Below are 25,908 nucleotides of genomic sequence, written 5' to 3' on the forward strand. Positions count from 1 at the left end.
TAAAAAACACCCCAAAAACAATAGGGAGTGTGTCAGATTCCCCCGCTTATATTCAGAAATCTCTACTCATTAACGTAGATCAGTTTTCCCTTGAAAACGACCAAATCGATCCCGTATTTTTTTCAATCTTGTGTGGTATTCCAAAATCTCAATTCTTGCTTTTTCAGCTAAAGGTGCAATTGGTCGTAAGTCTTTTAACCCCCAATAATCAACCACTACATCAAGTACTTGATCAAAATATTGTAGTGGTCCATAATTCGCTTCTTTTGCAATCACAGCCATTCTATTTTCAAAATCAGGCATGACGGCACCTGGCATTTTAAAATTCTTAATCACATTGGCAATATGATAGCAATAATTAGGTTCTAATTCCAAATGTGTTCGAATGACGTCTCGATAAAACGCATAATGAAGAGTCTCATCTTTGGCGAGACGACGTAATAATGTAGCAAGATCTGGATCATGCTTACTTGAAACCTTAGCTACGTTATTATAAAACACCAGCGTTGCAAGTTCTTGTAGCGTCGTATACGTCATTGCTTCGATTGGTGTATGAAAATCAGGCTCAAATCCACCCTCAACGACTGACTTTCTTAAATCATGTATTCGTTTAGGGTTCACACTTCGAGTGAGTAGTAAATATGTCTCCAATAAATTCGAATGTTGATCCTCTTCTGAGGTCCAAGTATGAATAAAGTCTGTAATAACAGAAAGGGATCCTTTAAAGGTCGCCGATAAATACGTTGTAAACCATGGTAAATTCACTTCTGTTAATAAAGCTGTCTCAATAGCCGTAATTACACCAGAAGGAAGAGTAACTTGACTTTCATCCCAAGGAACTCTTTTAAAGTCCATTCCCTTATCCCATGGTAAAAACTCATGATAACCCCAGTCTATCTTCTGCGCTCTTATTTTATGTTGTTCATACAGTTCTTTTAAACGTGGTTCTAATCGGAAATCTAAATCATTTGTTAGCATATATAAGTGCCCCCTTTTTTATCGTAGATAGTCATTCTATTTTTACATTCATTTGTATCCTTAAAAATTTTCTACAAATAAATATTACTTTCCTTTTTTTAAGTCAAATACAACAAATTTTTAACAAACCACTTTAAGAACGCTTTATTTCTATATGATTTTTTTCATATCAAAAGGGAAACCGTTACATATATTGTCATTTTTTATAAAAAGGGTTCTGAGGCATACGATATGTTGCTTAGCCTAAATAAAAAAACTATCCTCAGCAAATAGAGGATAACATTCATGGATGAAGATACTCGTCATATTGTAAATCTTGGTGAGTATAAAAAGGTGCATATCCATAAAGAATCGTTTTATAATAAAGATTGATAAACAATTTATCTTTCATCCGTTTTCGTTACTTTCTAATTTTGTTATTGGTAGCAAAAACTTAAAAGATTAATGGCGTTTTATACACACTAACAATTTATTTAGATATAAGATATTAGATTAAGAAATTGCAAAATATATACAGTTGATAAGATAGCCTTAAACGACAATCCCCAACAAAATCACTGTACATTGGCTATGATGAGTTAGACCGAATTTTCGGAAACAGTATACAATACAAAGGAAAGAGGCGATAACCATGCAGTCAACGGAATCGTATATGAAGGAAAGACAACGTAGAGAAAAAATAGAAATAATATTTAATCACAGGGTAAAAGGAGAGAGTTATTTTCATGGTTCTTCCTATCAATGGAAAAACATTGTATATCAAAATTATAATAAGATACAACAAAAAGAGTTGGAAATTGAACAAATCATTTCGAAAATGGAAAAATCAGGAGTTCATTTTACGCAGCACCGCTCGCTCATACACTATCCCATCATTGATTTTGTAAAATATATAGCTAAGATTTATAAGGAAACCCTCGAAACACAATAATCATATTTAAAGGAAACCTTTATAAAGTGTTTATTTTCGAAACTTTGTTAACTAAAAGCCCAAAAACTCTTTTTAATATTCTTTTTATTCGAAATACTCTTATTTCTTGTTATAATATAAACCATAACGTATTCTAGTCGTTTGTATATCTTCAGATTTTGCGAATTTTATTACACCTTATTTACTTTTTATGTACTTTATAATAAAAAAAAGAATTATCTCTTCTCTTAAAAATTAAGAGAAAAAATAGTTCTTTTTCATTTATCTTATTTCTTAAAGTAAGTCCAACCTTCTTCTTGGTAAATCTTTTCTTCTTTCATCAGTTTACCAAGTGCACGCTTAAATGCAGCCTTACTCATATTGAAACGTTCTTTAATGTCTTCTGGGTTGCTCTTATCCCAAAATGGCATTGCTCCGCCTCGTTCTTCCATATATGCATAAAGTACTGCTGCATCATCTTCCATTCCTTCTTCTTTACGAGGAAGAAGTGAAATGTTGATTGTGCCGTCATCTTTCACGTCAATGATACGGCCTGTTACGCGCTCACCGATGCGGACTTGTTCTTTTCTTTCTGTATGGTGTAAGAAAGCACGGAAATGCTCGTCAGTTAGTATGAATGAACCAACTTGAAGTGAGCGATACACACGTCCATTTACGTTTTTATTGCGCATAGATGGCGTTGCATCTACGATAATTTCTTGCATATCACTGTCTCTTGCCGGAAGAGCAATTAAACGATCACGATTCGTTAATTTTAACGTACAATATAATTCGTCGCCTTCCTGAGGCCATACTGGCATATAAATTGGAAACTCATCAAGTGGAATTAGTATATCTTTCGATACACCAATATCAACAAACACACCTAAACTAGGAATAACTTCTACAACCTTTACCCAATTCCAATCATGCGTTGTAATAATTGGTTCCTTCATTGTTGCTGAAATACGATTTTGGTGATCAAGGTATAAGAATACATCAATCGTATCGCCTTCTGCAATTTCTCCAGCTAATTCGTTTTTATGTAGGAAGATTTCTTCCTCTTCGTTTCCAACCATATATCCGATTTCCGTTTCGCGTAAAACAGTTACCTGTTCAATCGATCCTAATTGCAAATACATATTTTTTAATTCCCTTCTATATATATAAAATTATCTTTTTTATCATTCCAAACAAAAGTTAATTATAACACGATTTTTCCTTTATTTGTCCAACTGCCCAAAATTCACTATAATTAAATAAAGACTGTATCTATAGGACTATATTCCCCTACGGATGATCCGTCAAAACACTTAAGTTGCAACACTCTATCTAATCGATGTATTTTCCGCTATACTTTAATATGTATATTACATAGCCTATTTAGGTGCATGAAAAGATAGAAATTTATTTGGAGGTGCTAACTATGGCAAAAGAGAGTTCTTTTGACATCGTTTCGAAAGTAGAATTACCTGAAGTAACAAACGCAATTAACATCGCATTAAAGGAAATCCAAAACCGATATGACTTTAAGGGTAGTAAAAGTGATATTAAATTAGAAAAAGAAGTACTTGTTTTAACTTCTGATGACGAGTTCAAATTAGACCAAGTAAAAGACGTTCTAATTTCTAAACTTGTAAAACGTAACGTTCCAATTAAAAACTTGGACTATGGAAAAGTTGAAACTGCATCTGGTAATACTGTTCGCCAACGTGCAACTCTGCAACAAGGTATCGATAAAGATAACGCGAAAAAAATCAACAACATCATTAAAGAAATGAAATTAAAAGTGAAAACACAAGTACAAGATGACCAAGTACGTGTAACAGCGAAAAGCCGTGATGACTTACAAGCAGTAATTGCAGCCGTTCGCAGCGTTGACTTACCAATCGACGTACAATTCATTAACTATCGCTAAGAAAAAAAGATCCTCTATCTATACAGAGGATCTTTTCTTTTTAACCGCAATTAAAAAAGCAATAAATAATACGTTCACACCGACTATTAAGGAGATAAACAACCAATTCACACCTGTTTCTTCGCTAACTTTATACACATTCGACTCTTCCCGCTTTAAAACAAGATAAAACTTTCCGTTTTCTTCTCTTATAATTTCGTCTTCTAACAATCCTCTTAACTCTTGTTTTTCACCAATTGCACTTACAGGTAAGGAAACCTTTTGCGTTTTTTTCGTGTTATTAATCGCTATTAGTGTTACTTCATCTTTATACTTTCTTTTTAGTATACTCATTCCATCTTTATCATATAGAAGTTCAAACGTACCACGTCGTAAAGATGGTCTCGTTTGTCTAAGTTCACCTAGCTTCGTTATGTGCTGCATAAACTTTTCATCAGATTTGAAATCCATTAATCGTCTATTATCTGGAGCATCTCCCCCATCTAAAGCGATTTCAGTTCCGTAATAAAAATTCGGTATCCCCGGGGATGTTAATAAGTAAGTGATCGCTAGTTTTAAACGAGACGGCGGGTAATACATATTTTCTTTTACAATACGTGCAAATCGCTTTGTTTCTTGATTATCTAAAAACGTAGCGAATTCCTCTTTTTTTCCACTCACATCATATAAAGGTTTCACAGACATATCTGCTTTTGAAAATGACTCTACTATTTTTTTATAGTACTCATTATCTTCCTTTGTCATAATGTGAAAATCTTTCTTTACCTTCTGCAAATCCTTTTGTACTTCATCCCAAAAAGCACGCGGCTTTTTTTCACTATGTATCACATAACTTCCGTCTAAATCGACTTCTTTTATCCACCATTTCATCGAGTCAATTAATTGTTGTTCATTTTCTTCATACGGAAATTGAAAGACAACTTTCATTCCTTTTTTGTGAGCCTCATTTACAAGTTCTTTCACATCATTTTCTGTTCCGAAATGTTCATTTACTTTTTGAAAGTTTCGAACGCTTAATCCATCATACTTTTCACTTTCAAAAAGCGGCGAAAGCATAATAGTAGTAAATCCCATTTCTTTTATGTAGTCCAATCTTTTTATAATCCCACGTATATCTCCGCCCTGATACCCTTCTAAATTACCAACGTCTAACTGTTTGTCATTTTTCGATTCTCCGTTATTAAAGCGATCAATCATAATGGAATATATAACTTCATCTCGCCATTCCCTTTTTTCTTCCGCAAAAGTATGTACTGGTACAAACAAAATAACAGCTAAACAAAAACAAATGAATAGTTCCTTAGTCCATATTTTTTTCACACGCATCCCCCAAACTTCCAATTGTAAGAATATTATACCAATTTTTAGAGCAAATCGCATACGTTGATTTTATTCCTTATTAACAGGCAGTAAGACTCCCACCTCGAAATTCGGCGAGTGCGAGGAAGTTAGGTGGGAGATAACTGCCCGTAAAAGCCCAATTGGTGAAGGCTAATAATCAGTGGAGGATGGACAAAACCCCCACTGATTAAAGTTTCATTTTATTCCCCCCAAATACATTATGTTAGATTTTCTAACATTACCTAGAAAGTTTTCTGAATTTTTAGTTGATTTTTCTTTTTATTTCGAATATGATATGAAACATAACATATAGATGTTATTTTTTCTAACATCATAGGAGGAGAGAGAATGAATACGGGGGATACAGTTTTTATTTTTGTAACGACAGTAATGGTCATGTTGATGACACCAGGATTGGCACTTTTTTATGGGGGTATGGTTCGCAGTAAAAACGTACTCAGCACGACAATGCACAGTTATAGCGCAATGGCTATCGTTTCGATTCAATGGATTGTTATCGGTTATTCTTTATCATTCGGACCAGATTGGCACGGACTTATCGGCAATCTCGATTGGTTCGGTCTAAACGGAGTTACCTACGCACCAAACCCAGACTACTCATCTACTATTCCTCACAATTTATTTATGATGTTCCAACTCATGTTCGCTATTTTAACTCCCGCTTTAATTTCAGGTGCATTCGCCGAAAGAATGCGATTTTCTGCCTTTCTTATTTTTATCCTGCTTTGGACAACAATCGTTTACAATCCTGTCGCTCATTGGGTGTGGGGCGTTGGCGGATGGCTGAGAGAACTTGGTGCGCTAGACTTTGCTGGCGGTAACGTCGTTCACATCACATCTGGAGTTGCTGGTCTCGTATTAGCTATTTTCCTAGGAAAACGAAAAAACATAAGCGGTACCTCTCCTCATCATTTACCATTTACAATGTTAGGCGCAGGCTTACTCTGGTTCGGCTGGTTCGGTTTTAACGTCGGTAGTGCATTATCTTTAAATGACGTAGCTTTAACTGCATTTATTAATACAAATATAGCCGCCGCTGCCGCCGCTTTAACTTGGATGCTTTCTGAATGGTTCTTCCAATCGAAGCCGACTGCGATGGGAGCTGCTTGCGGGGTTGTTTCTGGTTTAGTCGCAATTACGCCAGCTTGCGGATTCGTTACACCTTTCTCCGCTCTTCTTATCGGAGCAATTGGCGGTATATTATGTTTTGGTGCTGTCTTCTTCTTAAAAAACAAATTCGGGTACGACGATACACTTGATGCATTTGGATGCCACGGCATCGGAGGAACTTGGGGCGGTATTGCAACTGGACTATTTGCAACTACTACTGTAAACGGTGATGGCGCTAACGGATTATTTTACGGAAACGCATCTCTCCTTTTCAAACAACTTGTAGCAATCGGCGCAACATATGCATTCACAATCATAATGACGTACGCCATCATTAAAGCGATTAACTTCTTCCTCCCTGTTCGCGTCGATGAGCACGAAGAACAAATGGGGCTTGATATTTCGATGCACGGGGAGAAAGCTTATGAGTATACAGAGAGATCTGTGAACTAAAACTTACAAATATACGAAAAAGGTGTACTCCGTTCTAACACGGGGTACACCTTTTTCGTATATTCATAACAACACAAATATTCCAAACTATTGGTATGCAAATATCTTTATCTATCTATTCATATAAGTATCTTATCTTTTCAATAGCGAATTTAAAACAAGTTGCACAGCAACAGCGTCATCTAAATAACCGATAGGAAAAATGTAATCTGGAATCACATCGACTGATAGAATAAAATAGATGAGAGCACTTCCCATTAAAGCTAGTTCTACAGGTGTCCCCTTCTTTTTCGTAAATCTCTCATACAATTCTTTCAGATCATTAATGAATGGTCCAATACTGCTTACCTTCTGAATCTTCTCGGTAAACCCCTTTTCAATCGTTTCTTGTCCTTCTTCTGTTTGCGAATATTGTTCGTAATTAGCCAATTGTTGCTCTACATTCGCGATACTAAACTTTTGATCATATAACTGTGAAGATTCAAGTAAATGCTCAATGTTATTAATAGATACATGAATATCAGATTGTTCTTCCTGCTTTGTTCCAATAGAATAACCTGCCGCCACAAACAAATCTGCGATCGGAATACCGAGGCAATCTGCAAACTTTTGCAAATGCTTTGGATTTGCTTTTCGCTTACCATTTATAATCATTGAAATAGTAGCAGTATCAATTCCAGTAAGCGCGCTCAGTTTTCGCATCGATAAAGATTTTTCCTTCAGTAATTCTTTTAATAACAACCCAAGATTACTTCTTTCAGTTCCTTCAGACATATTCCATTCCCCTCTATTCATGAGAATAATCATAGTTGTCACATGCAAAATAACTACAACTTCTATACAATTATATTAACAAATTTTTTTGCCAAGTTACAAGATGGGGATTCGTAATATATGTTTACAAAATGTAAACATATATTACGAATCATAAAATAAAGCCATCTCAAAAAATCGAAATTTTTTAAGACGGCTTTTTCTGCGTAGTTTAATAGAGCAACTTATTGCAACCACTTTCTCAATAAAAAAAATATGCTACTACAAACAATATAAGAACTAATAAAAGTGAAAAATGCAACTAGAAATGAATGGTGCAAGGAAAAAGTTAGCACTGTTAATAACGAAGACAAAAAGAATAAATCTAATAAAATAAAATATCCTGAACTTAAAACACTTTCTACTAATTGTAATTCAGCCTCAAGTTCAGAGTACTTCAACCTTTTATAAAGTAATCTCACTTTCGCTCACCTTCTATTCATCTGATGTTAAAAATATCATTCCTTTCTCTTTCTATAAAGTGAAACTTTAATCAGTGGAGGTTATGATCATCCCTGCTGATTATAAGCCCGCAAATAGCGGAATAAATCAATCAAAAAACGCAGCAAACGCAATAATTAATAGTAACGTTCCGCTAATCAATGTTCCAAATTGTCCTAAAGTAAATTTCCCAATACGAACGTGAGCTATCTTTCTCCCTAATGCAACTCCGCCCCAAACTGTTATGAAACTACCAATTGCCGCAGCAACACATATCGCTATCGGATTCAAACCGAATAAACCAGCACCTAATCCGTTCGTTAATGCATTAGCAGACAGACCAATGCCAAGAAAGATGGATTCTACAAATCCGATTCCTCCAGATTCACCTATATTTTTCGTTAAACCATTTATTTCTGTAGATGCTACTTCACCTTCCGCACCTTCAGCTACCACCTTACGAGGAATTGCTAATAATACAATTCGAAGACCAATGACAACTAATAAGAAAGAACCAATGACTACTGGCATAATCCCAGGCAAAATTTTCGAAAGCCATAACCCAAAATAAATCCCGGCCACACTAAACAAAAAGCAAATAACCGAAATGATAAGATTGGAAAAATGACTAATTCGTATGTTGCGAATGCCGTAAGAAATTCCCACTCCCAAGTTATCAATGCTTGATGAAAATGTCAGTGCTAATACCATCATCCATGCTGTCATTTAATTCATTCACTCCTCCGCGCGAAATATATTTTCTGAATATTAAGATAATTAATGCGACATGCATAGTATGGAATGTGAATAAGGGAGATACAAACTCCCTATATTCCTTCCACTTAATCCCCCTCCTCCCTTAAAAGCGAGGAAGAGTGAACCATTTCATTACATTCATACGATTTGCTTTTCCTTTTTCACGAACAGAGTGAAAAATTTCACCAGTGAAAGATCCCATTTTCGTAGCAACCTCTTTTTGCATCGCTTTATTTTCTGATGCCGCTTTTACACTTAAATCTAACGCCTGCTCAAAATGCTCTAACGCTTTTTCCAAATGATAATCTACATCTTTTTCTACAGCTTTATGCATCATGCTTAATCTCCTCCTCTTCATCTTGCGCTTGTTCAGCTGCCGCTTCTATAATTTCTTGTTCATCAGTTGTGTCATCTTCCACATAAGAAAGTTCTTTTTCAAATTGCTTTTGCATCCTATCCATTTTCGCTTCCACAATAATATCTTCTACTTCTTCTTTAATTGTTTCAAAAGTAGACTTCACACCTCTTGCTCCTGATTCAACAAGCGGACGAAGTGTATTTCTTACGACAGGTAATAAAGCCGCACTCGCTAACGCTAAAGTAGATCCAATAACAACTTTTCGTATCATTTTCATTGCTCCTTTACACTGTTTTTAATAATGCAGATTCAGAAACTATCGGCTTTACTAGATTATTATTCTTATATGAAACTAAATTAATAATAGGCTTCGAAATTTTAGATACTGTACCCGCTACGAGAAGAACAGGTATCCATTGCGTCAGTGTTAACGGAACGGTATGGAATATACGAGCTAACGGCGGTACATATATAGCTGATAACAATACGAGCCAAGACGTTCCTAACGCTGCAATAAAGAAACGGTCTTTTGACCAATCGCGAATTGTTTCTTCTGATCCCTCTTGTCTCCAGGAGAAAGTTTGAATGAGCTGTCCGGCAACTAAAGCCGCAAACGCTGATGTTTGCGCTACTGGAAGAGGTACTCCAGCCGCTAAACTAATACCAAATACAGCGAGCGAACCTACCCCAAGCAATACTCCTCTTGTCACAACTTTTTTATACAATTCTTTATCAACAATATCTTGGCGTTTCGTTTGCTTCGTTTTGTTTCCAGGGTTTACAGCTAAAATCATCGCTGGTAAAGCATCGGTAATAAGATTCATTAATAAAATTTGAATTGGCACTAACGGAATCGGCATTCCTGCAATAACAGCCGCACTCGTCACTAATACTTCCGCTAAATTCCCCGTTAATAAACAACCAACTGCTTTGCGAATGTTTCCGATGATCGTTCTACCTTCTTTTACCCCTTCAACGATTGAACCAAAATGATCCTTTTTCAAAATTAAATCAGCAACTTCTTTCGTTACTTCTGTTCCGGTTTGCCCCATCGCAATACCAACATTCGCCTTTTTTATAGCCGGTGTATCATTTACACCATCTCCAGTCATAGCCACGATTTGACCGTCAGCTTGGAATGCAGTTACAATTCGTAATTTGTGAGCCGGGGTCACACGAGCAAAAACAGATGTACTTTTTACAACTTCTTTTAATTCCTCATCTGTCATGTTATCAATTTCTAATCCCGTTAAAACACGATCTTCACGATTCCAAATTCCAGTTTGTTTCGCAATAGAAATCGCTGTAGTCGGATGATCTCCCGTAATCATTACTGGCTTGACACCTAACTCAATCGCTTCATGAATACTCTCTTCCACTTCAGGTTTCGGCGGATCAACCATACCGACTAACCCAACAAAAATAAGATCATCATTTTCGTTAGCACTGTACGCAAAACCTAATACTCGTAATGCCTGTTCCGCAAATTTTTCATTTTGTTGTAAAACGACTTCTTTTTCCTTATCACATAACGGATATATTTGACCGTTATCTTGATACCATTTACAACGAGGAAGAATTGCCTCTACAGAACCTTTCGAGAACTTATACAACTCTTCGTCGTTACTCTCTTTACAAACAACACTCATAATTTTCGTCTCAGAATCAAACGGTTCTTCATGATGGCGTTCAAATGACGCCATATCTTCATGCAGCACACCCGCTTTAGAAGCTAAACTTAATAAAGCTCCTTCAGTCGGGTCACCTTTCACAACCCATAGGTCATCTTCCTGCTCTAATTTACTATTGTTACAAAGGACACCAATTTGAAGAATGCGAGCTAAATCAGGATTTTCTAGCGGCATATTTCCCGTTTCATGATAAATAGCATCTTCTACATCCATATCTACAGAAGCAGCAACTTTAGATGAAGTTACATCCGCAATCGTCCCTACTGGTTCATACCCATTACCCGTTACACTCCATAAACGATTTGGCGTAGCAATTACTTTAACAGTCATTTCATTTTTCGTAAGAGTTCCCGTTTTATCAGAACAAATAACCGTTGTTCTACCAAGCGTTTCTAAACTTGAAAGCTTCCGAACGAGCGCATTTTGCTTTTGCATACGGAATATACCCGCACTTAAAGCAATCGTAATCATAATTGGCAAGCCTTCTGGAACAGCAGAAGCAGTAAGAGCAACTGACGTTGTAATCATTTGCGTAATTGGCAGTCCCCTAATTAGACCCGCTACAAGCACAAGACCACCAGCTACAAATGCCCCTTTAATAAATGTTTTACTAATAGATGTCACCTTTTGCTGTAATGGCGTAGGCTCTGTTTCCTCCCCTTTCATTAAGGAGATCATATAGCCCATCTCTGTACGCATACCTGTTTCCACTACGATTGCCACCACTTTACCGCGTGTTACGGACGTCCCCATAAAGAGCATATTGTTTCTCTCTGCTAACGAACATTCTTCTAGCATAGCGTCAGCTTTCTTTTCAACTGGAAGTGATTCTCCCGTTAACATCGCTTCATTAATTTCTAAGTTCCAAGAGTTAACAACGCGAAGATCAGCAGGTACACGGTCTCCCGCTTTAAGGCAGACGATATCCCCAGGAACGAGTTCACTACTTGATATTTCTATTTCCGCTTCTTCCCTTATTACTTTACAAATAGGAGCGCGGAATTGATTTAAAGCCTCAACTACCTTTTCCGCCTTCCGTTCTTGAAGCGTCCCAATTATTGCATTTACAACGAGAATTGTCCCCATTGCTAATCCATCAAACCACCCACCAGATATAACAGATAATCCGGCTGCTCCAAGTAAAATAAGCGATGTAAATTCTTTAAATTGGCCCATAAATGATGCAATCCAAGGAACTGACGGTTTCGGTTCAATTTGATTCATTCCGTATTCTTCTTTTCGCGTATTCACTTGTGCATCACTTAATCCATATTGTTTCTCAACTTGTAATCTATTCATCACTTTTTCTTGATTAAATGTATACCACGGAATTTGATCTTGTTTAGCAGGAATCACTTTTTGCTGAGAAGAAACCATTTTCGACAGTTCTCCATAAGAAAATATCTTCTCGCTCATTCTTTTCGCCCTAGATAAGAACGTTAACGATAAAGCATTTGCAAATAAGGCGATTACAGGTGCTGTGAATATAGACCAAACTGCTAACATCTCTCCCACCACATTCCACACTTTCGCTGCGCGGAAATGCTCATTCACCAACATATTGATTCGGTTTGCATACGCTGTAGATTGAGAGATATTTTTTATTTCTTCAAATGATATAGACGAAAAATCGGTATTTTGATCAGTTGCAAATAATACCTCTTCTCCATTTGAACGAAGCAATTCCACCCGTTTGGTAGCATCACCCTGCTGCCAGCTATCATCCACACCATATTGAGAAAGAATGTTACGATTTACATGTAAACTATTTTGCAAAACGCCTATACTCCACTTATTTTTACGTAACCCATTGACTACTTCTTTGAGTTCAGGAATAATGGTAACCTTCGATCCAACTAATAGACCGCAGCATTTTTTATTTTTAGCGACGAACTGAACTTGAAAACCTTCTTTTTCAAGTCTCTTCGCTTCCAGCTCATACGCACTTATATCTACACCATTTCGCTCGGCAAAATCTTTACTTCCGAAAAAGGAAGTTATCCCTTGAATTTCACCTTTTATCCCTTCATTCTCTACTTGAACTTCAAACGCCTTTCTTAACGTTCTTCCAGTTTTCGCCGCCTGTTGCACGACTTCTTCTTTCCAAACATGCTCACTTTTTTCAATAAGAGAAGCGGCTGTGCACCAAACTTGCCCGTCATTTTCATCTTGTGAAATACAACTCATTCCCTCTGCTGAGACCTGGAATATACGAGATGTATCATCCAATACTATCGTTTTTGTCCGAGACAATTGCGATAACGACCCACCACTCGGAATGACATATCCTCTTTCTCTTGCAACAAGATCACCTTGTCGCCACGCATATTCTGCCGATGAGACAGCTGGTTTGGGATTAGCAGCTAATAAAACTGCCATTCCGCGCAAAGGATTTCTAGTGAAAGCCCAAGTTGCTCCACCAAAAATCATTCCCCATTTTGATTGTTTTTCACTATAGGCTTTAATCTCCGGAGAAAGGAGATTTTCTTTATACACTTCATTTTCTTCGTTTATGTTTGCTTGACTACGCTTCCAGTTTAAGTAGTTTAATAGACTAAGACCGGCAAGCACGACAATATTCTCCCGTGCGAGCGCAAGTGCAAGTGTTCCTACACCAAGCACAAGATCAGAATTCATCTTTTTGCTAGCAACCATTTTTTTGAATCCTCGCTTCAAGAACGGATAACCCGTCACAACAGATAAAGCTCCAGATACATAAAAAAGACCAGGACTTCTAGCTAAGGCAGATCTACCCATAAATAATTGTTTTATGCCGAAAGCACCTAACCCAACAATCGAAAGTGCTAACGGTAACGGCACACCTTCATCCTTTTTGCTATGAACCGTGTCATTATTACGAGAAACTACACTAGATGAATAATCTATTAATTCCTTCTTTTCTTTACTGCTATTTGTACTAGTTTTCTTTCGCTTGGTCACTTGTTCTTCTATAAGTTGAATTATTTTGCAAATGTTATGTAGAGAGGTCTTGTTGATATCGTAAGTAATAAGGGCTCTTCCTGTAGAAATTGAGGGACTTACTTGATAAATACCTTCCGCTTGACTAAATCGGTCTAATATCAAGTTCGCCATGTTCTTGTTGTATTTTAGCTTGTAAATTTCAATTCGAATTCTTCCAGGTAACGATCGTATAAATCTCGTTTTTAATGATTTACTTTGCATCATCATCCTCCTTATCGTCTTGAAGGAAGTAAAAAGGTTTATTGCTCATGTGGTACTTAAGGACTGACAGGCAAATTTTCATAATCTATATTTTGCTCCGAATGATACGCATTTACACGAGAAACCCATTTTTCCTGGAATTTAGAAATTGTATTTGGAACAGCTTCTACCGCTCCTAAAATTGGTGATACTGTTCTCACAGCCACTTTACGTGCCGCTTCTTTCACTTTTGGTAAAGCTTCTTCCATTTCTGAACCAGCACTTTGAATTTGTTCTTTCGCACCAAGAAAAGCTGATACTGTTTTTACTGCTAGTTTTCGTAATCCTTTCCTTGCTTTTGGCGATGCCAATATAACCGCTGCTACCCCAATCGCTATACCAATTGGAGATTTCATAAATCGAAACATATTCATTTCTCCTCACTTAAAGTTATTTCGAATCTTTAAAACGAACAATTCATATACAATTAAGTAACCTTGTAAACCATTTCATCACATCCCTTATTTTGTAAAAAGTATATAAAGAGTATATATTTTTGTTTGTGTTATTTCAACGATTTATTAGTTTTTTGTAAATCTTATGTTAATTCTGAAGATTTTTTTTGTAAATACTTCTATTTCTACGTAATGGGATAAGTAATATATTCCATAAACTTTTCTTACTCAATTGTTGAGATTTTGTTGAGAATTCATTTTGTATTTTTACAAATTATAAACAAGGACATGCACTTTTACGAAACAACTTTTATATACTATAAAAAACACTATAAGGAGTGATTTTCATGAGCTTATCCTACTGGAAATACGCTATCCTCAATCACATCACTGTAAATTTCCGCACCTTCTTATTCAATATTACTGTCGCTATTTTAGGTGAAATCGCACTCTTTCTTGTCCTAAGTTTTATTCCAAAAAGACTTCATAAATTTTTCGCATAAAAAAGCCTGAGTTCCTATTGATGTAGAACTCAGGCCACTTAGTTTTATTAAGTAAAAGGAAATTATTACACTTATCGTTTTTGCTATATAGCGAAATTTATACATATAATTTATTCGCATTTGCGCTCATGTATACCCCATCTAGTATTATAGAAAATATATCAACGATTTTTTAAATATACCGATCGTTTCCTTCTATGTATATCGACTTTTCGACACAACATATCGATTTATCTGCAAAATTCTACGTAACTCAAACGAGAAATACCTCTGCACAACTTATGAATCACCGTACTTACTTTTGTTCAAGCTTAATATAATAAGAAACGCAATCGCTATTACAGCTAAAAAGCGAACTGGATTAAACGGTGTCCCTACCGTTTCATTAAACCGATGATAAATAAAAGGTATCATCTCAAGTACCATTAACCCCATCGCAATTTGAAACGTCTCAGCCATCGCTTTATTTTTTATAAACGCGGCGCGCTCATCACCCTGTTTCCCGATTGTTATAAACATTTTTACAATAGCAAATACTACGAATAAAAATACACATGCAGCAATAATAAAAATAGCAACATTCATAAAATACACCTCTTATATGTAAAATTCATTTGACAAAAGTATAACATCTTTTACATATAATGCAAAAAAACTTTTACATAAAAAGACGACCGAAAATTCTTCCAGTCGTCTTTTCCTATTTATCCCGCTATTTGCGGGCAGTAAGATCCCCCACCTCAAAATTCAGCGAAAGCGAAGAAGTTAGGCGAGGGATTAACTGCCCATAAAAGCCCGATTTGTGAAGGCTAATAATCAGTGGGGATGCCCCCCACTGATTAAAGTTTCACTTTACTTCGGAACATTCCCTACATACTGCGTAATGTCAACATTTAACGCCCCTGCTAAACGCATGCCGTACTCTTGATCTGCACGGAAGAAGTTACAAACAGCTAATAATTTCGTGCGCTCATTTACGTCTTTTAAGTCGTTTGTTAAGTTTGCAATTAAGTTGTCTTGCTCTTCTTTAGAGAATGAACGGTAACGCTCACCCGCTTGTTTGAAGTCATTTGGTTTCTCAATTTTTTCACGAGATACGTAGCCTTCTACTTTCATAGTTGAATCGCGGTAAGCCCGATCTTCAACCGGATTTTCTGTATGACGGCTCGGTTCGTAGTTTACTGTAGATGGGTTTTGATTTACTTGCATTGCACCATCACGTTGTTGGTTATGAACAGCTGCGTATGGGCAGTTTACAGGAATTTGTAAGTAGTTTGCACCAAGGCGATAACGCTGTGTATCTGGGTAAGAGAATAAACGCCCTTGTAATAATTTATCTTCAGATGGTTCGATGCCATTTACAGTTGCACTTGGAGAGAACGCCACTTGCTCTACTTCTGCGAAGAAGTTTTTCGGGTTACGATTTAACGTCATCGTCCCTACTTCAATTAATGGGAAACGATCTTCTGGCCATACTTTCGTTGGATCTAGTGGATCGAAGTCTAAAGAGTCCGTTTCATCTAGTTGCATTACTTGTACGTGTAAATCCCACTTTGGATAATTTCCTTTTTCGATTGCATCGAATAAATCACGAGTTGCATGGTTGAAGTCTTTTCCTTGTACTTGCTCGACTTCTTTTGCACTTAAGTTACGCACACCTTGCTGTGGCTTCCAATGATATTTAATGTAAACAATTTTACCTTCTGCATTAATCCATTTAAATGAATGTACGCCGAAACCTTCCATTTCACGGTAGTTTGCTGGTGTACCATAATCAGAAAATACCCATGTCATCATATGTGTAGATTCTGGAGTTAACGTCATGAAATCCCAGTAACGATCTGGCGTTTGAACATTTGTATCAGGCGCTGGCTTTAAAGAATGCACCATGTCAGGGAATTTAATTGCGTCACGAATGAAGAAAACTGGTAAATGGTTACCTACGATATCGTAGTTTCCTTCTTCTGTGTAGAATTTAACAGCGAAACCACGAGGGTCACGAGCTGTCTCTGGGGAGCCTTGACCATGAATAACCGTTGAGAAACGAACGAATACAGGTGTTTCAGTTCCTTCATTTTGTAAAAACGCTGCTTTCGTATATTGCTTCATGCTGTTTTTCGTTACGAATACACCGTGAGCACCTGCACCACGTGCATGCACAACACGCTCCGGAATACGTTCACGATCAAAGTGAGCAAGTTTTTCTACTAAATGATAGTCTTCTAACAATACCGGTCCACGGCGACCAGCTGTACGAGAGTTTTGGTTATCTCCAACTGGAGCACCTTGGTTTGTTGTTAAGCGATTATTTGGATTCATCAGGGGGATCCTCCTCTTTCTTTCTTCCTTAGTAATCATTATTTATTTAAAATTATTATAAACTAATTATTATTCAAAATTAAATCCTTGTCAACTATTTCCTTCATTTTTTTGGAAACAATTTCAGCTAAACAATCAATAAATACAGATTGTGAATTGGGCATATTTAGTCTAAAATATGCGGCATTTAATTCATCAGTTACAACTTTATCTTCATAATCGTTGTCATATAAAACTTCTAAATCGAGCAATGTGTTTTAAACCTAAGTAACAAACAAATTCATACTCTGTAAACATTTTATTCATTGAATCTGTTAATTTATGCGCCTGCTCTTTCGTTATTTTCACAATTGGTGAAATTCCACCAATTGCTTTATACCGTCCGATTAAATTTTGGAGCGCTGCTTCAGACGGCTTACGCCCGTGACGAATGTGAGTGTACATCATCTAATGACTCCGGCGTTCCATACGCCATCACAAGCAAACCTAGTTTCTTCTTCGTCATCTATATAACACCTCAATTTTGGAAATGAGAATCTTTTTCAAGAACATTTGTTTCCAAGTATAACAAGCAATAATAAATACGTCAAAATAATAATTCTAAATAAATATTATTTCTAATATAATTTTGAATTTTATATGACAATTCATTTAATAAAAAAGCGACTTACATATATTTTGTAAGCCGCCCTTTCCCCTATTCTTTAATATTTACCCCATACTCTTTAAACCAAACATGAATTTGCGCTAAATGAGCTAAAAGTTGCGGCCCAGTCATTAATTGTCCAAACCACGGTTTTTGAAATGCACTGCCGCCAGACTGGATCAATCCGCTCAATTGCTCCTTATCGAACAATTCATGCAAAATTGAGCCTTTATCCGTTAATAAATCTTGGAGCCATACTGTTACTGCTTTCGTATAGTGCGGATTATGCGTTTTCGGATACGGACTTTTCTTTCTATATAATATATCATTTGGAAGTAATCCTTCTAACGCCTTACGCAATAGACCTTTTTCGCGGTTTTTATACATTTTCATTTCCCAAGGAATATTCCACGCATATTCGACAAGTCGGTGGTCCGCAAATGGAACACGTACTTCTAAGCTTGCCCCCATACTCATACGGTCTTTTCTGTCTAATAATGTTGTCATAAACCATACCATGTTTAAATAAAATAATTGTCGCCTCTTCGCTTCTAATGGGCTTTCTCCCTCTAAAATAGGAACTTCTTGAATAGATTCTTCATAGCGTTGTTGTACATATTGTTGTAAATTTAATTTATTTCTCCATTCTTTCTTCAGAAGTTGTTCACGCGCTTCTGTAGAACGCATCCACGGAAATGCACTTGATTGTAAATCATCTTCTCTATAAAACCACGGATAACCGCCGAATATTTCATCTGCACATTCTCCAGATAAACCGACGACAAAATCTTGTTTTATTTCACGGCAAAACCATAATAATGAAGAATCAATATCTGCCATACCAGGCAAGTCGCGAACGAGTACTGCTTCTGTTAAATACTGTGCTAGTTGTTCATTAGAAATGACGCAGCGATGATGAATTGTTTGAAACGTCTCTGTCATTAAATTAATAAATGGTGCATCTGAATTTGGCTGAAACGCATTCGCTTTAAAATATTTGTCGTTATCTTCATAGTCAACAGAATACGTGTGCAATTGACCTTTCCCTGATCTTTCATATTCTTTTGCGGCAATTGCAGTGATAGCACTTGAATCTACACCGCCTGATAAAAAAGTGCATAGTGGTACGTCAGAAACTAATTGTCTCGTAATCGCATCTTGTAATAAAAAACGAGTTTTCTCTACTGTTTCTTCAAATGAATCTTCATGTTTTTTACTTTCTACATTCCAATATCTCCATATGCATAAACCGTCTTTTGAGAACGTCATTGCATGACCCGGACGCAGTTCTTGAATACCAGCATATACACCGTGACCAGGCGTTCTAGATGGTCCGAGGCCAAATATTTCTGACAACCCTTCTAACGTTACTTCCGCCTTCACATCTGGATGCGCTAGTATCGCTTTTAACTCTGAACCAAATAATAATCGTCCGCTATCATATTTATAAAAAAGCGGTTTTACACCTAATCGATCTCTGGCAATAAAGACTCGTTCATTTTTCTCATCCCATACTGCAAACGCATATATACCGTTTAAATGATCGACACATTCTTCTTTCCATTCAATATAAGATGCCAATAGTACTTCTGTATCGGAATGCCCTTTAAATGTATAACCTCTTCTTAATAACTCTTTGCGAATATCTTCTGTATTGTAGAGCTCTCCGTTATAGCAAATCGCATAACTCGTTTCGTCTTTTAAACAAGTCATGGGTTGTTTACCACCTTCAGGATCTACAACGATTAACCGTTTATGCCCAAATGCGACGTTCCCTTTAATCCAAACTTTATTATCATCTGGACCGCGTTTCGCTAGCGTTTCCGCCATCTTCGTCACGATGTCCCTTTCCCCTTCTAATGAGCGTTTATAATCCACCCATCCTGTAATCCCGCACATAAGAATCATCCTTCCTAATCTAATATCTGTTTCTGAACGTGCAGTAATCCCCACCCTATGAGTGCGGATACATAAAAACAACAAACTTGACGATAACTAACTATCCATATATGGAATAGCAGTTTCACAGTGTAAAGCGTGTTTTATTGTATGCCCATCTATCTTTAGGTGTGTCTAGTTATAAAGAACGTACGAACTGTCCATAACAAGAATAACTATTTCTATAAAAGGAGAAATGAACTATGATACAACGCAAACATATTTTGTATAACCAACCGCGCGCTCATACAGTCGGTAATGTAGAATATATAAACAAAGAATGGGTATTCTTTGATGATGAAAATGATGAGGCTTTTCTATTAGAAGATATTGCTGAAGATGGTTTTGAAATTTTATATAACAACAATTGGCTACCAGCTCGTTTTTATGAACAAGACATATTACAAATTGCAAATGAACAACATTCTCTCCAAAACGGGGAAATGATACGAATTCGAAAAAAATTACTTCTTAGCTATAATGAATGGCTTGAGGAATTACCTGACTCTGTCTTTACATTATTAACCGAATCATTGCAATCACTTAATTACTCTTTATATGATTGCATGTATTGTCATAATTATTTATCATTCTTGCCGAAAGATGAAGCAGGTGAAGGAGTAAATATTCTTTTATTCGATAACGACGAAATGATTTGTACATTGCAGCATCATTTTGTACGCCACTCTTCCTCTAATAAAAATATTTTGCGATTTACGAAAGTAAACGGAGAAGAGTTACATATCGATGCGACATAAAGTAAAAAACCACCTTATAATCTCCCAAACATGTGAGATTATAAGGTGGTTTTATTTTTATTTGAATACGTACCAGCCAAGCGGTAATTTTAGTCCTAAGTAAAATACCGCGACTAGTGCAACAATAAATAATCCCCAAAATGCCCCTGTTGCTTTGTTCTTGCTCATTTTCACAAGAACCATTTCCATTCCAGCGATTACTAATATACCAGCTAGCATTTTCATGCCGTACCACATGTGCATGCTACCTGTTGCCGTCTTCACAATACTCATGTACAACATGAAACCTGTCACAATAATGATAATGTACATAAGGCGAAGCCCCATATGTACACCTTTACCTTTTCTTCCTGCTGAATAAAGTGAATACGCAACGAAGAATAAAATTAATCCTAACGCCCATGCTGTAATATGCATATGTACCATCGTATCCCTGCCTCCTCTTTTCACACTTTTTCACTCTATATGATAACATGTTCATTTATTTTCAGGAAATGTTTCGCTTTTTTATATTTAAATGCTATAATATTTAGAGTATTTACAAACTTCTTGTAATAACAAAAGGGGGAACAATCATGATTCAAACTAAGGATATTATCGAACTTACAGACACATACGGGGCAAATAACTACCATCCACTTCCAATCGTTATTTCTAAAGCAGAAGGCGTTTGGGTAGAAGATCCTGAAGGAAACCGCTATATGGACTTATTAAGTGCATATTCTGCAGTAAACCAAGGTCATCGTCATCCAAAAATCATTAACGCTTTAATTGACCAAGCTAATCGAGTGACGTTAACTTCTCGTGCTTTCCATAGCGATCAATTAGGTCCTTGGTACGAAAAAGTTGCGAAACTAACAAATAAAAATATGGTACTTCCTATGAATACAGGCGCAGAGGCTGTTGAAACTGCAATTAAAACAGCTCGTCGCTGGGCTTATGATGTGAAAAAGGTAGAAGCAAACCGTGCAGAAATCATCGTTTGTGAAGATAACTTCCACGGACGTACAATGGGTGCTGTTTCTATGTCATCAAACGAAGAGTACAAGCGCGGCTTCGGTCCAATGCTTCCTGGCATTATTGTAATTCCTTATGGTGATTTAGAAGCGTTAAAAGCTGCGATTACACCAAATACAGCTGCATTCATTTTAGAGCCAATCCAAGGTGAAGCAGGAATTAACATTCCACCAGCTGGTTTCTTACAAGAAGCTTTTGAAGTATGTAAAAAAGAAAACGTTTTATTCGTAGCAGATGAAATCCAAACAGGCTTAGGCCGTACGGGTAAAGTATTTGCTTGCGACTGGGACAATGTAACTCCTGACATGTACATACTTGGTAAAGCACTTGGCGGCGGCGTATTCCCAATCTCTTGTGTTGCAGCAAACAGCGACATTTTAGGTGTATTCGAGCCAGGTTCTCACGGTTCTACATTCGGTGGTAACCCACTTGCATGTGCTGTTTCTATTGCAGCTCTTGAAGTATTAGAAGAAGAAAAATTAACAGAGCGTTCTCTTCAATTAGGAGAAAAATTAGTTGGGCAATTAAAAGAAATTGATAACCCAATGATTACTGACATTCGCGGTAAAGGTTTATTCATCGGTATCGAATTAAACGAGCCAGCTCGTCCTTACTGTGAACAACTAAAAGCAGCTGGGCTATTATGTAAAGAAACACACGAAAACGTAATTCGTATTGCACCACCTCTAGTAATCTCTGAAGAAGATTTAGAGTGGGCGTTCCAAAAAATTAAAGCTGTACTATCTTAATCATAGTGAGGTTGTCCTAAATATAGGACAACCTCTTTCTTTTTTTAGTAGTTTATCGTAAAATAAAATTGAATATTCTGTTTTTGTTAAAAAGGGGGGTAACTGTATGCTATTGAAATACGGTAAACATATTAACAATTTAGCTACAATTTTTATTTCTATGACATTCATCGGCTTCATATTATCTACAACTTTACTCAGTCATTATTCAACTCCTAATACATTCACACTACTCAAAACATCATTTTGGGCTGCTGTTTTCCTTACAATTATCGGTTTTGGCCGTGAGAGAAGCGCACTTGCAGTTATGCTAATTGGAATTTGTACTTTAGCATTAATCGGATTGTATATTTTCGCCATTATAGATTACTCCGTTAATCCACGCCCATAGAAAAGAGCTATCTTTTCACAAGATAGCTCTTTTTTCATTTCACTATATTTCTTAACGTACCAATTCCCTCTACTGTAATAACAACTTCATCACCAGCATGTAAAAACTTCGGTGGTGTAAAACCTTTACCAACACCAGCTGGTGTCCCTGTTGCAATGATATCTCCTGGCTCTAATGTCATGCCTTTACTTATAGTTGAAATAATTTCTTCTACTGAAAAAATCATTTCTCTCGTATTTGAAGTTTGCCTTACTTCTCCATTTACCACTGTTTCAATGTGTAATGCATTCGGCGTTCTAACCATCGATTTATGAATTAAATACGGTCCCATCGGACAAAATGTATCGAAACTTTTCCCTAGGAAAAATTGTTTATGTTTCCTTTGAATATCCCGAGCAGTTACATCATTTATAACTGTATATCCAAAAACATGATCAAGAGCTTTTTCTATTTTTATTTGTTTCCCTCGCTTACCGATAACGATTGCTAGTTCACCTTCGTAATCAAGTTCATTCGTCGCGTGAGGGTGACCATTAATTTGCTCATCAATTCCAATCACTGTTGTTGGCGCCTTTGTAAAAATCATTATATTTTCAGGGATAGACTCTACTCCGCCCATTTCTACCGCATGCTCACGATAGTTCTTTCCAACACAAAGAATATTTTTTCTCGGCCTTGGAATCGGTGCTAATATTTTCACCTCTGCTAACGGATAATACGCCGATCCCGCATTTTCCTTCGCCCAATTTACAATGTCGCACACTTTCTCAAGACATTCGCTTCCTCTTTCAATACACTCTAACATGGTAATAGGGATAGTAACCTTTTCCCCTTTTTGTCTTTGCGCTTCTCTTAAATGTAATACTTTTTCTTCCTCTTCATCCACAATACCTACAAATACCTTTTCTTCTTTCTTCGCCGTTACAAAACGCAACATTCCCACTCTCCATCCTAAAACTCATACCCTATAATTGTATTCGCATCCTTAAGAAAAAAACCTTCTTATACACGCTAATTTTTACAATATTCAACCATTCTTACATTTGTTCCTCATCCGTTATTTGACATAAAATGTAGAAATTATACTTTTTTTAGCGAAGATGTTTCTTTTTTATGGGATTTTTGTATAATATGTACTACATATATACATAAAATTTATTGAGAGATGGAGCCGATTTCAATGTTTGAGCAAGCTATCGAAAAAAAACGCGAAAAAATGATCTATTTTGCTGAACGCTACGGAATGACTTCTCAAAAAACAGTGGATTGTAGCCAGGAACTGGACAGGCTCTTAAATGTTGTTTGGCCTATACACACAGATTGCACACACACTCAAATGTTCGAAACACATGCGCAATAACGCATGTGTTTCTTTTATTTCAAAAAAATACACATTTTATTGAAAACGCCCATACAATAGTAGAAAAGAAAATTTTAAAAACGAAAGGTGTTTTGTATGCCAGCTATGGTCGGACATATTCGTATCGTTAATATTGGATCAAGTGGTATTTTTCATATTGGAGATGTATTTGCGATTAGGCCTATTAGTTATTCACGCGCTTTTGCCGGAGCCGGTTCATTTAATGTTGGGGATAACATCTCTGTCTACAATTATCAAAGCTCAACGACTGTCAATGATTCAGATGTAATTGATCAAGCAATAATCGGTTCGAACTAAAGGAGGCGATTGCATTGAATTTTTATGTGAACCAAAGTATCATCATTAACAGCATTAAAATCGATAGCATTACGACCTCTTCCGTTTTTCAAATTGGAACTGCAGGTAGTATTAAGGCTCTTTCTAAATTCTCAAATTCTGGCGGATTTACAGAACCTCTTCGCCCTTTAAGTGCGAAAGGACAAATTATTTCTATTAAACCTTCAACTAGTTCTTCTTAGACCATCCTTATCATAAATATATAGCAGTACTATCCCCTCCCTATTGAAAAGGAGGTTTCACAAAATGAATCAAGATATATACACTTACCTACACCAACTTCAGCAAGCTCTCCAAATACAGCAGCAAACTATTCTAAATCTCGAAGAACAAGTTCGCCTACTACAAGAAGAGCTTAATGAGTTAAAAAGTCGCCCCTCCTCTTCTATAGGAAAAGTGGAATATAAATTCGATCAATTAAAAGTAGAAAATTTGAACGGTACTTTAAATATTGGCTTGAATCCATTTTCAACAAAAGGGCAACAAATTGAAGATTTTCAAGTAGATACAGAAACATTAAAAGTAAATCCTGAAACAGAAACAAATCCAGACTTTTATCAAGGTATCCTTCAAGAAATGCATCGCTATTTAGATGAAGAAGCATATAGTCGAATTCTCCATTTTGAACAAGAAGAGAGAACGCCGCTTGATGAGATGTATCGACAAATGATGGTGGATGACATAAAAAAACAGATGGAACATAGACTTCCGTATTATTTATCACAAGTTCAATCGTATGAGGGTATCTCCTCAGATCCCGATTATTTACGAGACGTCATTATTCAAGCAATGAAACAAGATATTGACAAAGCTTTTCTTTCCTTTATTCAACACATACCAGGCAATTTCCGAAAGGAGTAAGTATGTATGAATTTAAATGTTGTAAACCGCGAATTAAAAGTAGGGCAGATTAAAATGAACGGGGTTTCTTCTTCCTCATTATTTTTAATTGGAGATGCAAATTTTCTCATCCTTTCTTCAATTCTTGATACGCCATTCGAATCCGTTACAGAGGGACCATTTGTACCATTAGTAACAGATGTCCCTCCGACTCCAGGTTGAGGAGAGGAAAAATTATGCTCCGTCATACTTCAATTGTACAAAATGTTTCTATCATTTCTATGGGGGTTTCAGCCGTCTTCCAGGCCGGGGATGCTAATCAAATAGAATTAAAAAATAGAGCGCTTATCGTTCATCGAGAAATCCCTTGTTATATAAAAGGTGAAGGTCGTTTTGATGCGTTTGAAATCTTTACAGATGAACACATTACAATTCCAAAGCGAACAACAGATGTAAAAATGAATATTGTAAATGAGTGCCCTTTTATTGAAGTAAATGATGTTCACTTGCGAACGCTTTTAAATTCCGCGTGCTTCCAAATCGGCAATGTTGACTATGTTTTTAATAATTCTCGTACGCTACAAATCCGCCAATTTATTACTGATGAACCTTCCTCTAAATAA

The 25,908-nt window shown here is 36.5% G+C and carries 27 protein-coding genes and 1 pseudogene; 12 read left to right on the plus strand and 16 right to left on the minus strand.

Going from position 1 to position 25,908, the window contains the following annotated elements:
* Positions 1–69: 69 nt before the first annotated feature.
* Positions 70–978, minus strand: a complete 909-nt coding sequence (locus tag ABH960_RS14180; protein WP_002030281.1) for an acyl-ACP desaturase — start codon at positions 976–978, stop codon at positions 70–72.
* Positions 979–1,609: 631 nt separating this feature from the next.
* Between ABH960_RS14180 and ABH960_RS14185 the strand changes: the two genes are divergently transcribed.
* A complete protein-coding gene (locus tag ABH960_RS14185) occupies positions 1,610–1,909 on the plus strand; it encodes a hypothetical protein (protein ID WP_404445929.1) in 300 nt (99 codons plus the stop codon).
* Between the two features lie 266 nt (positions 1,910–2,175).
* On the opposite strand, the gene ABH960_RS14190 is transcribed toward ABH960_RS14185, so the two are convergent.
* Positions 2,176–3,030, minus strand: coding sequence for a CvfB family protein (locus ABH960_RS14190; RefSeq protein WP_002011240.1), 855 nt, complete (start codon positions 3,028–3,030; stop codon positions 2,176–2,178).
* Between the two features lie 284 nt (positions 3,031–3,314).
* Here ABH960_RS14190 and ABH960_RS14195 point away from each other — a divergent pair, with 284 nt between their 5' ends.
* Positions 3,315–3,806, plus strand: coding sequence for a YajQ family cyclic di-GMP-binding protein (locus ABH960_RS14195; protein ID WP_002030284.1), 492 nt, complete (start codon positions 3,315–3,317; stop codon positions 3,804–3,806).
* Between the two features lie 18 nt (positions 3,807–3,824).
* Here the strand turns inward: ABH960_RS14195 and ABH960_RS14200 are convergent, their stop codons facing one another.
* Entirely contained in the window at positions 3,825–5,186 is a 1,362-nt protein-coding gene (locus ABH960_RS14200) for an alpha-amylase family glycosyl hydrolase (RefSeq protein ID WP_404445933.1), read from the minus strand.
* A 309-nt stretch (positions 5,187–5,495) separates the two neighbouring features.
* On the opposite strand from ABH960_RS14200, the gene ABH960_RS14205 reads away from it, so the two are divergent.
* Positions 5,496–6,731 carry an ammonium transporter gene (locus ABH960_RS14205; protein WP_002087005.1) on the plus strand — a complete coding sequence of 412 codons (1,236 nt, stop codon included), beginning with the start codon at positions 5,496–5,498 and terminating at the stop codon, positions 6,729–6,731.
* A gap of 132 nt (positions 6,732–6,863) precedes the next feature.
* On the opposite strand, the gene ABH960_RS14210 is transcribed toward ABH960_RS14205, so the two are convergent.
* From ABH960_RS14210 to asnB, 11 genes and pseudogenes are all read right to left on the minus strand, one after another.
* On the minus strand, positions 6,864–7,505 hold the full coding sequence (locus ABH960_RS14210) for a helix-turn-helix domain-containing protein (protein ID WP_002087007.1): 642 nt from the start codon (positions 7,503–7,505) through the stop codon (positions 6,864–6,866).
* A 224-nt stretch (positions 7,506–7,729) separates the two neighbouring features.
* A complete protein-coding gene (locus ABH960_RS14215; RefSeq protein WP_002087009.1) occupies positions 7,730–7,966 on the minus strand; it encodes a hypothetical protein in 237 nt (78 codons plus the stop codon).
* A gap of 127 nt (positions 7,967–8,093) precedes the next feature.
* Positions 8,094–8,711, minus strand: a complete 618-nt coding sequence (gene ytaF, locus ABH960_RS14220; protein ID WP_002087010.1) for a sporulation membrane protein YtaF — start codon at positions 8,709–8,711, stop codon at positions 8,094–8,096.
* A 133-nt stretch (positions 8,712–8,844) separates the two neighbouring features.
* A complete protein-coding gene (locus ABH960_RS14225) occupies positions 8,845–9,078 on the minus strand; it encodes a hypothetical protein (RefSeq protein WP_002087011.1) in 234 nt (77 codons plus the stop codon).
* Positions 9,068–9,370, minus strand: coding sequence for a hypothetical protein (locus tag ABH960_RS14230; protein WP_002087012.1), 303 nt, complete (start codon positions 9,368–9,370; stop codon positions 9,068–9,070). The genes ABH960_RS14225 and ABH960_RS14230 overlap by 11 nt, the downstream gene beginning before the upstream one ends.
* A 13-nt stretch (positions 9,371–9,383) precedes the next feature.
* Complete coding sequence (locus ABH960_RS14235; RefSeq protein ID WP_404445939.1) at positions 9,384–13,973, minus strand: cation-translocating P-type ATPase; 4,590 nt, start codon at positions 13,971–13,973, stop codon at positions 9,384–9,386.
* Between the two features lie 56 nt (positions 13,974–14,029).
* Positions 14,030–14,380: a YtxH domain-containing protein gene (locus ABH960_RS14240; protein WP_002087015.1), complete on the minus strand. Its 351-nt coding sequence runs from the start codon at positions 14,378–14,380 to the stop codon at positions 14,030–14,032.
* Between the two features lie 809 nt (positions 14,381–15,189).
* Positions 15,190–15,495: a hypothetical protein gene (locus ABH960_RS14245; RefSeq protein ID WP_404445942.1), complete on the minus strand. Its 306-nt coding sequence runs from the start codon at positions 15,493–15,495 to the stop codon at positions 15,190–15,192.
* Positions 15,496–15,762: 267 nt separating this feature from the next.
* Positions 15,763–17,229, minus strand: a complete 1,467-nt coding sequence (katB, locus tag ABH960_RS14250) for a catalase KatB (RefSeq protein ID WP_113937656.1) — start codon at positions 17,227–17,229, stop codon at positions 15,763–15,765.
* Between the two features lie 62 nt (positions 17,230–17,291).
* A pseudogene (locus ABH960_RS14255) lies at positions 17,292–17,734 on the minus strand (ferrochelatase).
* 192 nt (positions 17,735–17,926) lie between these two features.
* Positions 17,927–19,774 carry an asparagine synthase (glutamine-hydrolyzing) gene (asnB, locus tag ABH960_RS14260; protein WP_061675293.1) on the minus strand — a complete coding sequence of 616 codons (1,848 nt, stop codon included), beginning with the start codon at positions 19,772–19,774 and terminating at the stop codon, positions 17,927–17,929.
* Positions 19,775–20,016: 242 nt separating this feature from the next.
* On the opposite strand from asnB, the gene ABH960_RS14265 reads away from it, so the two are divergent.
* The gene (locus tag ABH960_RS14265) at positions 20,017–20,571 is read left to right on the plus strand and encodes a DUF2777 domain-containing protein (RefSeq protein ID WP_002064212.1); all 555 of its coding nucleotides are present in this window, start codon (positions 20,017–20,019) and stop codon (positions 20,569–20,571) included.
* 57 nt (positions 20,572–20,628) lie between these two features.
* On the opposite strand, the gene ABH960_RS14270 is transcribed toward ABH960_RS14265, so the two are convergent.
* A complete protein-coding gene (locus ABH960_RS14270) occupies positions 20,629–20,997 on the minus strand; it encodes a YisL family protein (RefSeq protein WP_002134930.1) in 369 nt (122 codons plus the stop codon).
* 149 nt (positions 20,998–21,146) lie between these two features.
* Between ABH960_RS14270 and rocD the strand changes: the two genes are divergently transcribed.
* On the plus strand, positions 21,147–22,337 hold the full coding sequence (gene rocD / locus ABH960_RS14275) for an ornithine aminotransferase (protein WP_000616665.1): 1,191 nt from the start codon (positions 21,147–21,149) through the stop codon (positions 22,335–22,337).
* A gap of 106 nt (positions 22,338–22,443) precedes the next feature.
* Positions 22,444–22,728, plus strand: a complete 285-nt coding sequence (locus ABH960_RS14280; protein ID WP_000925332.1) for a hypothetical protein — start codon at positions 22,444–22,446, stop codon at positions 22,726–22,728.
* A 34-nt stretch (positions 22,729–22,762) separates the two neighbouring features.
* Here the strand turns inward: ABH960_RS14280 and ABH960_RS14285 are convergent, their stop codons facing one another.
* Positions 22,763–23,665 (minus strand): fumarylacetoacetate hydrolase family protein, encoded by a 903-nt coding sequence (locus ABH960_RS14285; protein WP_219301622.1) that lies wholly within the window; start codon positions 23,663–23,665, stop codon positions 22,763–22,765.
* Between the two features lie 243 nt (positions 23,666–23,908).
* Between ABH960_RS14285 and ABH960_RS14290 the strand changes: the two genes are divergently transcribed.
* From ABH960_RS14290 to ABH960_RS14315, 6 genes are all read left to right on the plus strand, one after another.
* Positions 23,909–24,088: an aspartyl-phosphate phosphatase Spo0E family protein gene (locus ABH960_RS14290; protein WP_002149889.1), complete on the plus strand. Its 180-nt coding sequence runs from the start codon at positions 23,909–23,911 to the stop codon at positions 24,086–24,088.
* Between the two features lie 96 nt (positions 24,089–24,184).
* On the plus strand, positions 24,185–24,406 hold the full coding sequence (gene gerPA, locus ABH960_RS14295; RefSeq protein ID WP_002149890.1) for a spore germination protein GerPA: 222 nt from the start codon (positions 24,185–24,187) through the stop codon (positions 24,404–24,406).
* Between the two features lie 14 nt (positions 24,407–24,420).
* Positions 24,421–24,627 (plus strand): spore germination protein GerPB, encoded by a 207-nt coding sequence (gerPB, locus tag ABH960_RS14300; protein WP_002149891.1) that lies wholly within the window; start codon positions 24,421–24,423, stop codon positions 24,625–24,627.
* 64 nt (positions 24,628–24,691) lie between these two features.
* On the plus strand, positions 24,692–25,306 hold the full coding sequence (gene gerPC, locus ABH960_RS14305) for a spore germination protein GerPC (protein WP_002087034.1): 615 nt from the start codon (positions 24,692–24,694) through the stop codon (positions 25,304–25,306).
* A 6-nt stretch (positions 25,307–25,312) separates the two neighbouring features.
* Positions 25,313–25,507, plus strand: a complete 195-nt coding sequence (gene gerPD, locus ABH960_RS14310) for a spore germination protein GerPD (RefSeq protein ID WP_002149893.1) — start codon at positions 25,313–25,315, stop codon at positions 25,505–25,507.
* A gap of 14 nt (positions 25,508–25,521) precedes the next feature.
* Positions 25,522–25,908 (plus strand): spore germination protein GerPE, encoded by a 387-nt coding sequence (locus ABH960_RS14315; RefSeq protein ID WP_219917451.1) that lies wholly within the window; start codon positions 25,522–25,524, stop codon positions 25,906–25,908.

The sequence above is a fragment of the Bacillus sp. RC252 genome, assembly GCF_044909215.1.
In the GTDB taxonomy this organism is placed as follows: Bacteria; Bacillota; Bacilli; order Bacillales; family Bacillaceae_G; genus Bacillus_A; species Bacillus_A mycoides.

Excerpts from the sequence above, each read along its gene's own strand:
- ABH960_RS14180 (WP_002030281.1), bottom strand. The coding sequence starts at position 978 with ATGCTAACAAATGATTTAGATTTCCGATTAGAACCACGTTTAAAAGAA.
- ABH960_RS14185 (WP_404445929.1), top strand. The coding sequence starts at position 1,610 with ATGCAGTCAACGGAATCGTATATGAAGGAAAGACAACGTAGAGAAAAA.
- ABH960_RS14190 (WP_002011240.1), bottom strand. The coding sequence starts at position 3,030 with ATGTATTTGCAATTAGGATCGATTGAACAGGTAACTGTTTTACGCGAA.
- ABH960_RS14195 (WP_002030284.1), top strand. The coding sequence starts at position 3,315 with ATGGCAAAAGAGAGTTCTTTTGACATCGTTTCGAAAGTAGAATTACCT.
- ABH960_RS14200 (WP_404445933.1), bottom strand. The coding sequence starts at position 5,186 with ATGCGATTTGCTCTAAAAATTGGTATAATATTCTTACAATTGGAAGTT.
- ABH960_RS14205 (WP_002087005.1), top strand. The coding sequence starts at position 5,496 with ATGAATACGGGGGATACAGTTTTTATTTTTGTAACGACAGTAATGGTC.
- ABH960_RS14210 (WP_002087007.1), bottom strand. The coding sequence starts at position 7,505 with ATGTCTGAAGGAACTGAAAGAAGTAATCTTGGGTTGTTATTAAAAGAA.
- ytaF (WP_002087010.1), bottom strand. The coding sequence starts at position 8,711 with ATGACAGCATGGATGATGGTATTAGCACTGACATTTTCATCAAGCATT.
- ABH960_RS14225 (WP_002087011.1), bottom strand. The coding sequence starts at position 9,078 with ATGATGCATAAAGCTGTAGAAAAAGATGTAGATTATCATTTGGAAAAA.
- ABH960_RS14230 (WP_002087012.1), bottom strand. The coding sequence starts at position 9,370 with ATGATACGAAAAGTTGTTATTGGATCTACTTTAGCGTTAGCGAGTGCG.
- ABH960_RS14235 (WP_404445939.1), bottom strand. The coding sequence starts at position 13,973 with ATGCAAAGTAAATCATTAAAAACGAGATTTATACGATCGTTACCTGGA.
- ABH960_RS14240 (WP_002087015.1), bottom strand. The coding sequence starts at position 14,380 with ATGTTTCGATTTATGAAATCTCCAATTGGTATAGCGATTGGGGTAGCA.
- ABH960_RS14245 (WP_404445942.1), bottom strand. The coding sequence starts at position 15,495 with ATGAATGTTGCTATTTTTATTATTGCTGCATGTGTATTTTTATTCGTA.
- katB (WP_113937656.1), bottom strand. The coding sequence starts at position 17,229 with ATGAATCCAAATAATCGCTTAACAACAAACCAAGGTGCTCCAGTTGGA.
- asnB (WP_061675293.1), bottom strand. The coding sequence starts at position 19,774 with ATGTGCGGGATTACAGGATGGGTGGATTATAAACGCTCATTAGAAGGG.
- ABH960_RS14265 (WP_002064212.1), top strand. The coding sequence starts at position 20,017 with ATGATACAACGCAAACATATTTTGTATAACCAACCGCGCGCTCATACA.
- ABH960_RS14270 (WP_002134930.1), bottom strand. The coding sequence starts at position 20,997 with ATGGTACATATGCATATTACAGCATGGGCGTTAGGATTAATTTTATTC.
- rocD (WP_000616665.1), top strand. The coding sequence starts at position 21,147 with ATGATTCAAACTAAGGATATTATCGAACTTACAGACACATACGGGGCA.
- ABH960_RS14280 (WP_000925332.1), top strand. The coding sequence starts at position 22,444 with ATGCTATTGAAATACGGTAAACATATTAACAATTTAGCTACAATTTTT.
- ABH960_RS14285 (WP_219301622.1), bottom strand. The coding sequence starts at position 23,665 with ATGTTGCGTTTTGTAACGGCGAAGAAAGAAGAAAAGGTATTTGTAGGT.
- ABH960_RS14290 (WP_002149889.1), top strand. The coding sequence starts at position 23,909 with ATGTTTGAGCAAGCTATCGAAAAAAAACGCGAAAAAATGATCTATTTT.
- gerPA (WP_002149890.1), top strand. The coding sequence starts at position 24,185 with ATGCCAGCTATGGTCGGACATATTCGTATCGTTAATATTGGATCAAGT.
- gerPC (WP_002087034.1), top strand. The coding sequence starts at position 24,692 with ATGAATCAAGATATATACACTTACCTACACCAACTTCAGCAAGCTCTC.
- gerPD (WP_002149893.1), top strand. The coding sequence starts at position 25,313 with ATGAATTTAAATGTTGTAAACCGCGAATTAAAAGTAGGGCAGATTAAA.
- ABH960_RS14315 (WP_219917451.1), top strand. The coding sequence starts at position 25,522 with ATGCTCCGTCATACTTCAATTGTACAAAATGTTTCTATCATTTCTATG.